General features: G+C 45.0%; 15 protein-coding genes. 5 read left to right on the top strand and 10 right to left on the bottom strand.

Annotated features, from left to right (window positions below; genetic code table 11):
• Window positions 1–9: 9 nt before the first annotated feature.
• Genes BP688_RS12755 through BP688_RS12720 form a run of 8 tightly spaced genes read right to left on the bottom strand, consistent with a single transcriptional unit; the run spans window position 10 to window position 6,169 of the window.
• Window positions 10–459: a DUF2284 domain-containing protein gene (locus BP688_RS12755; protein WP_290624060.1), complete on the bottom strand. Its 450-nt coding sequence runs from the start codon at window positions 457–459 to the stop codon at window positions 10–12.
• Window positions 459–1,520 carry a cyclic dehypoxanthinyl futalosine synthase gene (mqnC, locus tag BP688_RS12750; RefSeq protein WP_290624058.1) on the bottom strand — a complete coding sequence of 354 codons (1,062 nt, stop codon included), beginning with the start codon at window positions 1,518–1,520 and terminating at the stop codon, window positions 459–461. The genes BP688_RS12755 and mqnC overlap by 1 nt, the downstream gene beginning before the upstream one ends.
• On the bottom strand, window positions 1,480–2,226 hold the full coding sequence (locus BP688_RS12745) for a menaquinone biosynthesis protein (RefSeq protein WP_290597598.1): 747 nt from the start codon (window positions 2,224–2,226) through the stop codon (window positions 1,480–1,482). Before BP688_RS12745 ends, mqnC begins: the two co-directional genes overlap by 41 nt.
• Window positions 2,214–3,221 (bottom strand): CofH family radical SAM protein, encoded by a 1,008-nt coding sequence (locus tag BP688_RS12740; RefSeq protein WP_290597599.1) that lies wholly within the window; start codon window positions 3,219–3,221, stop codon window positions 2,214–2,216. Before BP688_RS12740 ends, BP688_RS12745 begins: the two co-directional genes overlap by 13 nt.
• Window positions 3,202–4,119 (bottom strand): S-layer glycoprotein N-glycosyltransferase AglJ, encoded by a 918-nt coding sequence (gene aglJ / locus BP688_RS12735; protein ID WP_290597600.1) that lies wholly within the window; start codon window positions 4,117–4,119, stop codon window positions 3,202–3,204. The genes BP688_RS12740 and aglJ overlap by 20 nt, the downstream gene beginning before the upstream one ends.
• Window positions 4,119–4,706, bottom strand: a complete 588-nt coding sequence (locus tag BP688_RS12730; protein ID WP_290597601.1) for an orotate phosphoribosyltransferase-like protein — start codon at window positions 4,704–4,706, stop codon at window positions 4,119–4,121. Before BP688_RS12730 ends, aglJ begins: the two co-directional genes overlap by 1 nt.
• The gene (locus BP688_RS12725; RefSeq protein WP_290597602.1) at window positions 4,693–5,181 is read right to left on the bottom strand and encodes an NOB1 family endonuclease; all 489 of its coding nucleotides are present in this window, start codon (window positions 5,179–5,181) and stop codon (window positions 4,693–4,695) included. The genes BP688_RS12730 and BP688_RS12725 overlap by 14 nt, the downstream gene beginning before the upstream one ends.
• 31 nt (window positions 5,182–5,212) lie before the next feature.
• Complete coding sequence (locus tag BP688_RS12720) at window positions 5,213–6,169, bottom strand: transglutaminase-like domain-containing protein (RefSeq protein WP_290597603.1); 957 nt, start codon at window positions 6,167–6,169, stop codon at window positions 5,213–5,215.
• 46 nt (window positions 6,170–6,215) lie between these two features.
• Between BP688_RS12720 and BP688_RS12715 the strand changes: the two genes are divergently transcribed.
• A complete protein-coding gene (locus BP688_RS12715; protein ID WP_290597604.1) occupies window positions 6,216–6,569 on the top strand; it encodes a GIY-YIG nuclease family protein in 354 nt (117 codons plus the stop codon).
• Here the strand turns inward: BP688_RS12715 and BP688_RS12710 are convergent.
• On the bottom strand, window positions 6,530–7,195 hold the full coding sequence (locus BP688_RS12710; RefSeq protein WP_290597605.1) for an OB-fold nucleic acid binding domain-containing protein: 666 nt from the start codon (window positions 7,193–7,195) through the stop codon (window positions 6,530–6,532). The genes BP688_RS12715 and BP688_RS12710 overlap by 40 nt on opposite strands.
• Window positions 7,196–7,280: 85 nt before the next feature.
• The gene (gene dph5, locus BP688_RS12705; protein WP_290597606.1) at window positions 7,281–8,036 is read right to left on the bottom strand and encodes a diphthine synthase; all 756 of its coding nucleotides are present in this window, start codon (window positions 8,034–8,036) and stop codon (window positions 7,281–7,283) included.
• Window positions 8,037–8,076: 40 nt separating this feature from the next.
• Between dph5 and BP688_RS12700 the strand changes: the two genes are divergently transcribed.
• From BP688_RS12700 to cdhD, 4 genes are all read left to right on the top strand, one after another.
• Complete coding sequence (locus tag BP688_RS12700) at window positions 8,077–10,662, top strand: oligosaccharyl transferase, archaeosortase A system-associated (RefSeq protein ID WP_290624056.1); 2,586 nt, start codon at window positions 8,077–8,079, stop codon at window positions 10,660–10,662.
• A 268-nt stretch (window positions 10,663–10,930) separates the two neighbouring features.
• Window positions 10,931–12,496, top strand: coding sequence for a CO dehydrogenase/CO-methylating acetyl-CoA synthase complex subunit beta (gene cdhC / locus BP688_RS12695; protein WP_290624054.1), 1,566 nt, complete (start codon window positions 10,931–10,933; stop codon window positions 12,494–12,496).
• An 82-nt stretch (window positions 12,497–12,578) separates the two neighbouring features.
• A complete protein-coding gene (locus BP688_RS12690) occupies window positions 12,579–13,355 on the top strand; it encodes an ATP-binding protein (RefSeq protein ID WP_290597609.1) in 777 nt (258 codons plus the stop codon).
• A gap of 5 nt (window positions 13,356–13,360) precedes the next feature.
• Complete coding sequence (gene cdhD, locus BP688_RS12685) at window positions 13,361–14,719, top strand: CO dehydrogenase/acetyl-CoA synthase subunit delta (protein WP_290597610.1); 1,359 nt, start codon at window positions 13,361–13,363, stop codon at window positions 14,717–14,719.
• Window positions 14,720–14,721 lie beyond the last annotated feature (2 nt).

The raw sequence follows: 14,721 nt of genomic DNA, 5'->3' as shown, positions 1-14,721 counted from the left end.
AAATTTTTACTATTCGACAAAAAGCACTGCAACCATTTCCTCATCTCTCAACCTGAACTGAGATGCGTCAATGCAAAGTGCCGATACCGATGGTCGGGCTTTTTCACATTTTCCTTTGCACTCTTCGCATATCACACACCCTCCCGGAAAGGTTGCAAGGGTGTAGGGCTTTTTCAGGCTCATCTCTGCTTCAACCATGAACTCCTGAGCCCTCTTTACGTCCTCTATCTCTTTAATCTTGAATCTGAAAAGAATAGCCCTTTTGTAGGCTTTTACAAACCTCACACATTCCTCATATTCCGGGACATTAGGTGGACAGGATGGTTTTCCGAAGTTCTCGCAACCGAACATGCACTTCCATCTTGCCCTCAAATCCAGTCTGAGTGCTGCTGGCTCTATCTCCTCAATCTCTACCGTTAATCCGTACTTTTCAATCAGTCTTCTAATATCTCCAACCATCAGAACCACTCCAGAATCCTGTAGTATGTATCTCTCAATGCCACAGGCCTTCCCACAGCCTTAACGGCCCTGACTATCTCGTCAACCTTCGCTGGTCTGAAATCCTTACCTGTTGCTCTGACAACGTTCTCCTCAAGCATCGTCCCGCCAAAGTCGTTTGCGCCAAAGAAAAGGCTGAGAGTAGCTATTTCAAACCCCTGAGTGAGCCAAGAAGCCTGAATGTTCCTGAAGTTGTTCAGAACTATTCTGGAAATGGCGAGAACCTGAAGATATCTGAGTGGAGAAACAGGCTTCTTTATTTCACCATAAAGCTCGGTATTGCCCGGCTGGAAAGTCCACGGGATGAAGGCTGTAAAGCCCTTGGTCTTATCTTGCAGTTCCCTTATCTTGAGCAGATGCTCCACTATATCTTCATCGCTCTCCACGTGTCCAAACATCATTGTGGCTGTGGTGGGCATTCCAAGGCTATGGGCAACCTCCATTACTTTCAACCATTCATCGCTGCTGCACTTGTTTGGGCTCAATTTTCTTCTGACCTCGTCAACCAGTATTTCTGCCCCACCACCGGGCAAGGAATCGAGCCCTGCCTCCCTCAACCTCTCCAGAACCTCCCTCTCGCTAACTCTCTCAACTCTGGCGAGAAAAACTATCTCTGGTGGAGAAAGGCTGTGGATGTGAACTTCCGGGTATCTTTCCTTAATCTTCCTGAAAAGCTCTTCAAACCATTCCAGACCCAGTTCAGGATTCATTCCACCCTGCAGCATGATCTGTGTAGCCCCAACCTTAGCCGCCTCACCCACCCTCCTCAGAATCTCCTCGTGGGACAGCACATAGCCACCATTTCTGGCGTAGAATGCACAAAACTTGCATTTCGAAACGCAAACGTTGGTGTAGTTTATGTTGGTGTCAATGACAAATGTCACTAAGTCTCCACACTTTTTCTTTCTTATTTCATCTGCAATCTTGCCCACATCGTGGATTGGCAGGGTGAATAGCTTTAACGCCTCTTTTCTGCCCAGATCAGAGTAATCCGTAATCTCTGCAGAGCTTTTCGAACTCATCTAATCCCCTCCTTTCTCTGCTGCCAAGCCTAAACCTCAGGGTTCTGAAGTATTCCTCAAGAAACTCTCTTGGCATCCTGAAACTCTCCTCAGCTGCTTTAACAACTTCTTCAAACCTTTTGAACCCTTCCTCTGTGGCATCGAGAATTTTCCTGTCTATTGCTGCAGCATCAACATCCTTCAGAGATGCAGAGATTCCAAACACCATTGGCAGCGAGGTTAGGTCATACCACTCTTCCCCCAAGTCCATCACAACTCTGTAAATCATCCTTGCCTTAATCGCCTCATCTCCAATAACCAGTGCGTGATCACACTTTTCAAGCATCTCGAAAGCCTTTGCTGTCTCCATAGGAATGAGCTTATTCTTTAACCCTTTCTCCTCCAGTATTATCCTGAGAAGGTTGAGAGACGTAACTGTATCCTGGGTAACGGCAATTGGTCCATCATCGAGCTTCTTGTTCTTTGAAACCACTACCACGCTGATTACCTTACCCTCTGAAGCAACACAGAACTCGTAATGCCTCAGCCTATCCCTGTTAGAGAGGTAGAAGAAGGCTGGCACTGGAGCGTAGTCAATCTCTCCAGCAAGCAGCATTGAAGACATCTTTCTCGGACTTGCTTCCATGATCTCCACCGACTCGTTTAGGAAGTAATAGGGGAGAAAGTTGTTCAGGTAGCCAAACTTCCCGATTCTCAGGTGTACCACCTCAGAATGTTGCAGAAGGTGTCCCTCTGCCCAACCCTTTTACCAGCACTTTTCCCAATCTCAATCAGCCTTTCTACTGTTAAGCCCTCAGGCGTTTTCGCCCCGGCAGCATGGGTTATTTTTTCCTCCATAACTGTACCATCTATATCGTTTGCCCCATACCTCAGAGCAACTTCGGCAAGCTTCTCTCCCAGCATCACCCAGTAAGCTCTCACACTTTTGAAGTTGTCCAAAACAATTCTCGAAACGGCGATGGTTTTCAGAATATCCACGACATCGGTTATCTCTCCAACAATTTCACTTAATGGTGTGTTCTCTGGATGATAAACAAGCGGGATGAATGAAACAAATCCTCCTGTCTCCTCCTGAAGCTTCCTTAGCTTATACAGGTGGATGGCTCTGTGCCTTATGCTTTCAACATGGCCGAAAAGCATGGTCGCGTTGCTTCTAATCCCAAGCTCATGTGCAATCTTCATAACCCTTAGCCATTCCTCACTGCTGCATTTATTTGGACATATTTTCCTCCTTACCTCATCCACCAGTATTTCCGCCCCACCTCCGGGCATCGCTCCCAATCCAGCATCCTTCAACCTTGACAAAAATTCTCTGATGCTCATCTTCTCCTTCTTGGCGTAATAATACACCTCAGTTGCAGTTAAGGCCTTGATAACAACATCTGGTATCTCCTGCCTTATTTTACTGAAAATTTCCTCAAAGTACTCCACACCAACATCCGGATTGTGCCCTCCTACAATATGCACCTCTGTTACTCCGTTTCTGTATGCTTCCTTGGCTTTCCCTACAACCTCCTGAGGAGTAAGGAGATATCTTTCTCTGTTGTTGAAGGCACAGAGCGGGCATCGGGAAACGCAGACATCAGTATAGTTGATATGTCTGTTTACAACGAACATCACCCTGTCGTTCATCGAATCAGCAATTTTCCCTATCTCATGCAGACTGCGGTTAAAAAGCTCTTCAATCTCTCTTACCTTCACCCTCTATCGCCTCTCTGAGCCTTCTGATCTCTTTCCGAAACTCGACGTTACTTCTGAATATAAAGTCGGCTATCAGTCCGAACATCAAAAGCTGGACACCCGTTATTATGAATAAGGCGGTCAATATTGCCAGCAGAAAGTGGGTAACTCTCGCAAACCACTCGATAACCACATAACATCCGGAAATCAGTCCTGCAACAATAAAGCCAAATCCAAAAAAGTAGAGATACCTGGCCGGACTGTATCGGCTCAAAAGCTCGTATATGGTTTTCCCAATCCTGAACCCATCTTTCAGCGGATTCAGCTTAGTCTTTCCACCTCTCTTCAGATATGTAATCGGTACCTCCATTATTCTGAAGCCTTTGGCTATTGTTTCCACCGTCAACTCTGTTTCAACCTCAAATCCGGGCTTTTTCAGATCAACGTTTTTGTAAACATCTCTTGTCATCGCTCTGTATCCTGAGAGGATGTCTCTAAGCTCATATCCGTATGCAAGTCTGAAGAAAAAGTTAAGAATCTTGTTTCCGAAAAGATTTAATCTCGTAAAAGCCCCCTTCTCGTAATTAGCAAATCTGTTCCCCACAACGTGATCAGCTATCCCCTTTTTTATAGGCTTCAATAGCTTTTCGACCTCATCTGGTAAATAACTGCCATCTCCATCAATTAAGACAACAACATCGCTGTTGACGATCTCAAAAGCCTCTGCAACAGCCTGTCCTTTTCCTTTCCCGCTTTGAATAACAACTTCAGCACCCTTTTCCCTTGCAATCTCTCTCGTTCTGTCCTGACTATTACCATCAATTACCAGAACCCGGTATCCTTGCCTGACAAATCCCTCAACTACCTCTCCAATCGCTTCCTCCTCGTTGAGAGTTGGTATAACGACTGTAACATCCATTATATCCTCACGATCTTGAGCATACTTAACACTGGAAGAGAGTCTATTTCCCTACTACCCCTCTTGTTCACTATAACCGCGGCACATATTGGCTTTCCCTCGTTGGCTTCAATGACCTCAGCCGCCTCCTTTATAGACCTGCCTGTGGAAATTATATCGTCAATTATCACACACTTCTTGCCTGCCACTCTTGCAAAATTCTCACTGAGTATTCCACCTCTCGGCTTCTCGTCCTCAACCTTAAACTTTCTGGGGTAGTAAATCGCAAGATCGCAACCAAGCTCCTCGGCTACCATTGAGGCGAGGGGGATTCCACTTGTAGCAATTCCAACAATCACGTCAACACCATCTTTAACTTCAGATTTTATCATATGTGCAACGGCTGAAGCTATATGTCTCAGTCTTGCAGGCTTTGTAAGCTCCCTCCACTCCACGTATATGTCCGACGGGGGAGTTTCAGTGACCCTTGTAAGCAACCACATTGCGGTCTCTCTTGATACGTTTAGCTCATCGGCAATCTCCTCTGTTGTAAGCCCCTTCTCCTTCAACCTCTTCGCCCTCTCAACGAGAGTCTCAATTTTTGTCATTTTTAACCCTCCTAATTACAGCTTCACTACCACACACAGGACACACGTCCGACTCAATTCTCCTCCCACAACCTCTACATACCTTAACCCATTTAAATTCTTTTGAGATTTGCCTGTGGAGAATACCTTCAAACTTTACTCCCAAACTCATCGCAACATTCTGAATTGCATAATCGTCTGTAACCAAGACAACATCGTTCCCCTTCTTTATTTCATCCAATGCTTTTGCCAGAACTTTTATATCTGTCTCAGAAAGCTTGTGTATATCTCCTGTTTTATTCGCAGCCTCCAAAACTTCTTTAACGCTTCCTTCACTGGCCTCTTCAACTTTTAGGTTTTTCACACTGAAGTAAAGCGCTGAGGCTTCATCCAATATTTCTGCAGCCACCTCCGGCACGGTTACCATATTTTGGTAGACAGCTTTTCTCTGGAAGATGGCGCTGGAGTCAATGACATATACCTTCACACAATCCATTCGTCATCTTAAATAAATAACTCTTACTCTATCATCTTGCCAGATACAGCTTGACTGCAAGATTATTTCCGGAAACATCAACATCAAGTTTAAAGCTCCTGTAACTCTCCAGACTGTCCTCATTTGCAAGTTTATCTACAATGTAGCCAGCAATCTCTCTTCTGAACTCAGGTGTATAGTAGTCAGCCATATTTTCCATGATGAGTGTTAAAATTTTACCCTCACTGTATCCAACGGGAAGCTTTTCTCTCAGTCTTAAGTCTCTCCTAAGCCCGTATTCGTCCCCAATTATTTTGTTCATACCCTCTTCGAGTTTCGCCAAATCCTTCTCTGTTATCTGGAAATCAACACTGAAATCCATTTTGTCCTCTCCTTTTAGAGAATACACTACAGCTTCTGCTATCTTTCTCCCATCTCTGAGCCATTTTCCGTAGTAACTCCCCGGATCAAGAGGTGGGAGATGCTGATCAAGAAAGTAATATGTGCCGTTGATCTCTATCGCCGCCGAAACATGCCCTTCTGCCCCTCCTTCGAAGGTCATGTTAACAACGTAGGGATCACATCCGTTGTAAAGCAGTAGAGCGGCGATTAAGAAGGTGTAATCTGTGCATATTCCTTTACCTCTCAAAGCAGTTTCGGAAGGTGTTTGAATATACCTTTCCTGGTTGTAGACTTCAACCCCTGCTGGCGAAATTTTGACCTCAGGTGGAGGCAGGGAAGATTTCTCATAATCGTATTTGATATTTTTGTCCACCCACTCAAGAACGTTCCAGGCTGTTTGTTTGCAATTACTCCCCTTTAATTTTTCAGCAATGCTGGATATCTCCTGAAGCTCGTCTGGTGAGAGCATATAATCAATTGCGCACTCTATATCATACCTCCAGAGCTTATCACAGTAATCTTCTTTACTGATCTCTCCATATGTGTTCTGAATGCACAAAACCAGAAGTGAAGCGAGCAGGACGGAAAACAATTTCTCCCATTTCACGCTATATTACTGGAAGAAATATTTTATAAAGGCAACGAAAGTTGTTGTGTCCTCCTACGTACTCATTCTCCTCAACTACAGGAAAAGAGAGATTGCAGTCGGGAGGCTCGGTAAGCTAACCTTTCCTTCCGGTTACTTTTACTACGTTGGAAGTGCGAGAAGTGGCATACACAGAGTTAAAAGACACTTTGCCAAGCAAAAAAAGAAAAGGTGGCACATAGATTACATTTCGTCGGTTATGACTATCGTTGGGGCGGTTTTGACACATCTGGATGAATGCGAGCTTGCATCCAGATTCAGTAGATTTCAGCAAATCCCGCACTTTGGCTGCTCTGACTGCAAATGCACATCACATCTCTTTTATTCCCCGAATCTAACCCTTGAATTTCTGTCCACGTAAACTTCAATCTCTCCACCCTCATCTTCCCTCACGTATCCGTTCAGAATTTCGACGTAATCTCCAATATCCGCTTTAAAGTAGGCTTCCCGATTCTCAAGTAAAACCCTAATTCTTCCACTCCCATCTGAAACGAATATTTCATTTGCCTCCTCTGGGTCTCCGATTCCGCTTACCCATCCCTTCAAATTTGCTCTGGTCTCTGGCTTTAATTCGGAAATTGAGCAGTACTCAATGCTTACTTCGACATCTAACGGGTCGTTCACGTGCAATTCTCCATTCCTGCTGTACCCCCTAAGCCTCAACTTCGCCCCCTCGAAAACATCCCCGGTCTCTATCACGGTCGCAGCATCGTTCCAGAAGTTCACCCTGATAACACAATCGTCTTCAAGGTAAATACTCCCGACTTTCCCCTTTCTACCTTCACGGCTGAAGTGTCTCACGGGAAAGACTCTCACCACTCTACCCTCAACGAGAACCTTTCCCTTTTTACTGGCAATCTCACTCAACTTCACTATTGGCTCTCTTCCATTGATGTATGCTTCAAGCAGTTCAGCGGTTACGTCATCTATCAGCCCCCCAAAATGCTCTTTTATCTCGTTTACACTCCTCGGCACTCTCTCGCTCATAATCTCCACCAAAGATAAAGCGTGACAAAAAACCCGAGTAATAGCAGGAGTAAACCCGCTCTCTCCCTGTCTGGAATCAAGTCTATCATCTTACCATCTCCCCGATCTCAGAAGGAGCGGAAGCGAACTCCATAAGACACTCACACTCCATAAAGTGTAGAGTTTTCGCCAGAACAACCAGAATATGCAAAGGTTCTCCAAAATTATATTTACGAAGCTCACTCAGCCTGTCACACTTGACTACCACCTCGTTACTGCCAGCTCTTGCGATGCCAACTCCAAACAATTCCGTTACCTTCGCATCAACCTCAGAGAGTTTTTCAACTGCATCTTTTATCTTCATTGGCTCAGGGTGGAGATCAAGAAATAGTAGTGTGTGGGCATCAATCTCTCTGTTCGCGTTTATAACATCCACGGGAGTCTTTGAGGTGTGCCAGCTTACAGTAGCGGATTTCCCAAACCTGTAGTTATGCAAGCCAGTCAATCCGCAAACGGCACTCGTAATGCTTGCACCGTGGATAATTCTCGTTTTCACACCCCTCTTTTCCGCCTCTAATCGAATCGCAGAATGGGTTGTTGCCACCATTGGGTCTCCGGGAACAAGAATAACCACATCTCCCTCCCTTGCCCTATCAACAAGTATTGAACTTCTTTCCTCAAGATCACTCCTTTCGAGAACTCTAATTTCTCTTCCAAAAAATCTTTCCATATCTTCAACACTTGTCGAAATTTTTGACGTGTAGAATTCAGCGTAAACTTCGTCAGCATCCTTTACGGTCTTTAAACCCTTTAGTGAAATATCTTCTACATCCCACAATCCTAAACCTACGAAGATCAGCATGTATGAGAAAGTTTAAATTAAGCATTTTACTTTTTCTGCCATGCAGAACGCAAAGGGTATTTTTGAAAAGTACTGGCATGTCCCCATTCTGATAATAGCATTTGTAATTTCAATCAAACTCAGGGTTTTCAATCCTTGGGACAGTGTGTTCACGTGGACTGTAAGGCTTGGTGGAAATGACCCGTGGTACTATTACAGGCTTATTGAGAACACGATTCACAATTTTCCCTTTAGAATTTGGTTTGATCCTTTCACACATTACCCCTATGGCTCTTACACACACTTTGGACCGTTTCTGGTATATCTTGGTTCCATAGCGGGAATTATATCGGGAACAACGAGTGGGGAGGAACTGAGAGCAGTTCTGGCATTTCTACCCGTTATTGGCGGGGTTTTAACAATAATTCCGACATACATCCTCGCAAGAGAAGTTTTTGGTAAGAATGTTGCGGTAGTAGCAGCATTTTTTGCAGCATTTATCCCTGGACAGTTTCTACAGAGGAGCATGCTTGGGTTCAACGACCACCATGTCTGGGAAGTCTTCTGGATGATTGCAACTCTCGCAGCCTTTTCATACTCATTCAACAGATGGAAAGAGAGTGAGAAATGGTTTGAGAGAAAAAATCTCTTTCTTGCAGCAGCTACTGGCATTATCTATGGACTTTACATAGACACATGGGCACCAGCATTCGCATTCGGCCTAATCTTTATCGGATCCCTTTACATCTCTTTAATCTTACGTAACAGAATCACCATACCTGTTAACATCTTACCCTTAGCCGCCCTGATATTTCTATTTTCAGCGTTAATTTATGCACCCTTTGCCTTCTCAGCACCCCATTTCAGCACAACAAGATACTCGCCTCTTCAGCTGATCATGCTTGTTTTCTACGCGTTGGTTATCTTAATCCTCTGGCAACTTGACGTGAAGTACTCGAAGGCAACTAAGGGTTTGAGAGAAGCCATACTAATCGTTCCAGGTTTAATCCTTTTTGTTGTCCTGCCCCTCGCGGCTCCAGATTTGTTTGGGCAGATTTCGAGAATTCTGCACGTGGTTCAGCCGAAAGGAGGCGCACTAACAGTTGCAGAGGTTCACCCATTCTTTTTTACATACAATGGAGATTTCACTCTGACAAACGCCTTTCTGCATTTCGGTACCCTCTTCTTCTTTGCCTTTCCCGGAATTATCTATGCAGCTTACAGATTTATCAAGAACAAAAGCTTTCTTGAGTTCAATTTGCTAATATGGGCAGTAGCGATGTTCATAGCACTCTGGGGGCAGAACAGGTTTGCCTATTACTTCGCTATAGTCACTGCTGTTTACTCAGCTCTTGTCCTGAGCATTCTTTTTGAGAAGCTGCATCTCTACAAAGCAATCAAAAGTGCCAGTGGGTTTAAGGAGAAATACAGTAAAGCAAGAGTAGTCTTTGCCGTTTTGATTGCCCTATTTGCAATTTATCCCACCTACTCTCTTGCCAACATAGAAAGTGTATCGTCTGGCGGTCCCCAAAAGCAGTGGTATGATGCCCTGTCATGGATGCGCGAGAATACACCAAATGGCGATAAGTACGACGATTTTTACTATGAGCTGTATCCAATCCCCGAAAGCAATAAAGAGCCCTTTAACTATCCATTCGAGACTTACGGAGTTATAAGCTGGTGGGATTACGGACACTGGATCGAAACCATCGCCCATCGTATGCCCATAGCAAACCCGTTCCAGCATGGAATTGGTAACAAGTACAACAACGTCCCCGGTGCATCTGCATTCTTTACAGCATTTAACGAAAGCTATGCTGAGTGGATTGCTGAGCAGCTTAATGTGAGATACGTTGTGAGTGATGTCGAGATGGAGACTGGAAAGTTTTATGCTATGGCTGTGTGGGCCGAAGGCGATTCGCCCCTTGCGGAGAAATACTATGGCGGTTTCATGTATATATCCGGCGGGGGGGTTGTGGGATTTGCAAAGTCCCAATGGGATGTGCCCCCTAATTCGGTTCTAGTCCCTGTGAGAATACCCAGTGAATTCTATTTCAAAACTATGGAAGCCAGACTTCATCTTTTTGATGGTAGTGGTTTGTCACATTATAGAATGATATATGAGAGCGGGCTTCCGAGTGATTGGGTGAGGTATAGGTCTCTTTACGGTAAAAATATGAATGAATCTGAGGTATTGAGATTTGCGATAACTGAGGCATACCAGAGAGCACTTTACGGTTTAAGCCCAACAATGGGGACTCAGGAAATCATTTTCAAGTACACTTACAACAAACTTTACTCCAGTAAGCTGGACATTCCTCACGTGAAGCTTGAGCCATCTGGCTATGTAAAAATCTTCGAGAGGGTGAAGGGTGCTATAGTTACAGGAAAGGTTGACGGCAATGTCACTAAGGTTGTCATAAATGCAACTATTGTGACAAATCAGAACAGGACTTTTGAATATTACGCGACAGCAAAGGTTGAAAATGGTGTATATAGTGTCATATTGCCTTACTCTCACGATTCGGATTATCCTGTCAAACCAATAACGCCTTACCACATCAGAGCTGGCAATGTTGTAAAGACAATAACTCTGACCGAAAATCAGGTTGTGAGTGGTGAGACGGTTGTTGTGGATTTAGTCTAATGATTTTTTAATGTTACTCTTACTATGTTTAGTAATACTTTTTATGATTAAGATTAAAAAAATTGCTACTTCAAATATTTTCGATTAATTTAAATTCTTCTTCCCTCAAAAAGTTGTGGAAGCACGCCGATCGCCCTTAGAAATGAGAAATCGTGTTAAATCAGGAATAGGTAAAAAGCGATAACTACAAATAAACAAAAATTGTGGTATTGTTGAAAGTTCGCTGGATTTGGTATAAGGTTCCTAAAATCGAGGAGGTGGTTAAAGTATGGTTGAGAGAAAAAGAATCGAAATTCCGGAAGGTGCAAAGGTTAAGGAGAGCGTTGGCGAGGAAGCAGAGTTTCCGTTCGACATTTCGCCGATGTACGAGGGTGAGAGAATCAGAAAAGGCGACATGTATGTTGAACTGGGTGGCCCATCACAGCCCGGTTTTGAACTCGTAATGGCTTTACCTGTGGACCAGGTAGAGGACATGAAGGTAACACTCATCGGACCTGACCTTGATGAGATGGAAGAAGGTTCGACGCATCCTTACGCGATGGTATACTACATTGCTGGTGAGATGGTTGAGACAGACCTCGAACCAGTTATTGAGAGAAGAAATCACGACTTCCAGAACTACCTTGAAGGTTATATGCATCTCAACCAGAGATATGACATCTGGATCAGAATTGGAAAGAATGCTATTAAGAAAGGTCTTAACAGCCTGATTCAGATTGCAAAAGCAACAATGATGCTCTACAAGAACGAACTACCCTTCATAGAGAAGATTGAAGCAGTGTATGTGACCGACAAGGATTTGGTTGATAAGCTGCTGAACGAGGTAGCAATGCCAATATATGAGGAGAGAGATGCAAGAGTAGAAGCTTTGAGTGATGAGGATGTTGACGAGTTCTATTCATGCACCCTCTGCCAGAGCTTTGCCCCAACAAATGTCTGTGTCGTCTCACCAGACAGACCATCGCTCTGTGGAGCCATAACCTGGTTCGATGGTAGAGCAGCAGCCAAGGTTGATCCTGAGGGGCCGAACAGAGCTATACCTAAGGGTGAGTTGCTCGATCCAATTGGAGGAGAGTACAGTGGTGTTAACGACTTTGCAAAGCAGGAGAGCGGTGGAGAATACGAGAGAATAAAGCTGCACAGCTTCTTCGAGTATCCGCACACAAGCTGCGGATGTTTTGAGGTCATCGGCTTCTACATGCCAGAAGTTGACGGTATTGGCTGGGTGCACAGAGGTTATGCTGAGCCCGCCCCCAATGGTTTGACCTTCTCAACAATGGCCGGGCAGACTGGTGGTGGAAAGCAGGTTGTAGGTTTCCTCGGTGTTGGTATTGCTTACTTCAGAAGCAAGAAATTCATTCAGGCTGATGGTGGATGGTATAGAGTTGTCTGGATGCCGAAGGAGCTCAAGGAAAGAATTGCGAAGTACATACCGGATGATATCAGAGATAAGATTGCAACCGAGGATGATGCAAAGACTTTGGATGAGCTCAGAGAGTTCCTGAAGAAGGTTGATCACCCGGTTGTCAAGGGAGTCGTCAGGCCGGTTGATGGGCAGAAGATAACAAACGGATGGGTTGAGGAGGAAGAAGAGGAGGTTGAAGAAGTCGCAGAAGCTCCAGCAGAAGCTGCTGCTCAGCCTGCCGTAGCACAGCCAGCAGCGATGCAACCTATGCAAATGCCTGCAATGCCCGGATTCCAGCTTCCTGCCCTTCAGATGCCTGCCCCGTCTGCAGCACCAGCAGGAGTTAAACTGATCATCAAGGATGCAAAGATTACTATTGACAAGGTCATAATCAAGAAGGCGGAGAAGGAGAAGAAGGGTGGGAAGTAATGGAGGAAGAAGTAAAAAAGGTTAAACTCATCCTTAAAGGTGCTCAAATACACATACCAGAGCTGATAATAGAGGAAGAAGAATGACAGTAATAGCAGTAGCGGGCAAGGGTGGAACGGGAAAAACACTTGTTTCCGCCCTCCTCGTAAATTTTATTTCAGAAAACACAACCAGTGTACTTGCTGTAGATGCTGACCCCGATAGCAACCTTCCAGAAGCTCTTGGAGTTGCCGATGAGGTAAGAAAGACTCTTGGCGAAATTCGAGAACTGTTTCAGGTAAGCAGAGATGAGATGGGAACGATGAACAAGGAACAGTGGCTGGAAGGCAAGATTTATGCCGAAGCGATATGTGAATGTCCGAGATACGACCTTCTTGTTATGGGAAGGCCTGAGGGAGAAGGATGCTACTGTTTCGCCAATTCTCTGCTGAGAGGTGTGTTGAAAAGGCTGATGAGACACTATGAGTATATAGTAATTGACACGGAAGCTGGTTTAGAGCATTTCAGCAGGAAGACAATTGACAGTGCTGATTACATAATCATCGTAACCGATATGTCAAGAAAGGGTTTAGCTACTGCAAGAAGAATAAAGGAGCTTGCCAAAGAGCTCAAACTAAACTTCAGGGAGATATACTTAGTAGCAAACAGGATAACAAGTAAAGAGGCTGAAAACACAATAAGGGAGTTTGCGTATGAGGAGGGTATTGAGATTCTTGCTGTGTTGCCCTATGATGAAAGTGTTGCAGAGGTTGATCTGAGAGGGGAACCCGTGACTGCTATAGATAAAGATTCCGAGGTTTATAAAAAGATGAAGGAGGTATCGAATTTTATCTTAAGGTTACCGGTTGAGGCGAGGTGATAGGTTTGGCAAAAAAGTTCACGCTTGAGGAGTTTTTAGACCTTCTTAAAAAATATAATGTAGAGGAAATTGAAGGGGTTAAAATAGAGGGCGACTTGGAGATAGAATTTGAAGGTTCTGCAATTGACCTTTCGGCAATTGCCCCTCTTTATTCAATGCTTTCAGAGTTCGGCAATTTTCTGTATCATGCAAACATGGCTCTGGGATATCTCCAGAGACTTTCTGCCGCTCTTGGCATCCCAACACCTTTCGTAGCACAGCCGACCGCTCCAGCACCAACTGCCCCGGCGCCTGAAGCAGCACCACTTGAAGAAATCAGAATTCCACAGGAGATTACCAAAGCGAAGTTCGAGCTGTATAAGGAAGAATATCCGGGCAAGATCGAAGAAGTAGTTCTTGGTGCAACAAAAGCAGATGGTGGAAGTAGAGAATATACCCTAACGCTTGGGGGGCAGAAAAGCCTTGCTTTTTACACTTTCGATGCACCACAGCCACATCTGCCTGCGATAGCGATTGACGTATTTGACAGAAGACCGATGCTCGCAAAGGCTGTAAGGATGCACTATGAAGATGTGGTTGACGACCCTGCAGAGTGGGCGAAGAAGTGTGTTAAGAAGTTCGGTGCAGACCTTGTCACTCTCCACCTGATAAGCACTGATCCGCTGCTCGACGACACTCCTGCGAGCGAGGCAGTTAAGGTCCTTGAAGACGTTCTGCAGGCAGTCAAATGCCCAATTATTGTTGGTGGTAGTGGTAACAAGGAAAAGGACCCGGAGGTGCTTGAGAAGGCCGCAGAGGTTGCTGAGGGAGAGAGGATCATGCTCGCCTCAGCAACTCTTGACATGGACTGGGAAAGGATTGCAAACGCTGCCAAGAAGTACGGTCATGTTGTGCTCAGCTGGACTCAGATGGACATAAACAACCAGAAGACACTGAATAGGTATCTGCTCAAGAGAGTTGAGGTGCCGAGAAATAGCATCGTGATGGACCCAACTACTGCAGCTCTGGGTTACGGCCTTGACTATGCTTTCACGAACATGGAGAGGATCAGGATAAGCGGTTTGAAGGGGGACACCGACCTTAACTTCCCAATATCGAGCGGCACTACTAACGCTTGGGGGGCAAGAGAGGCGTGGATGATAGACTCTCCAATTGAAGAAGACACACCATGGGGTCCGAGAGAACTCAGAGGACCAATCTGGGAGATTATAACCGGTCTAACACTCTCACTCGCAGGAGTTGACCTGTTCATGATGATGCACCCGATTGCAGTAGCTGTGCTTAAAGAGGTTTTCAACACACTCGGCGGGAAGGTGAGTGGAGCAGTAGCTGATCCGGGAGAGTGGATGTTCATGGAGGTGTAGGG

Origin of the sequence: Archaeoglobus sp. UBA230, assembly GCA_002507545.1 — an archaeon.
GTDB lineage: Archaea > Halobacteriota > Archaeoglobi > Archaeoglobales > Archaeoglobaceae > Archaeoglobus.
The sequence above is the reverse complement of the archived record's forward strand: the minus strand, read 5'-3'. Positions and strand labels throughout refer to the sequence as shown.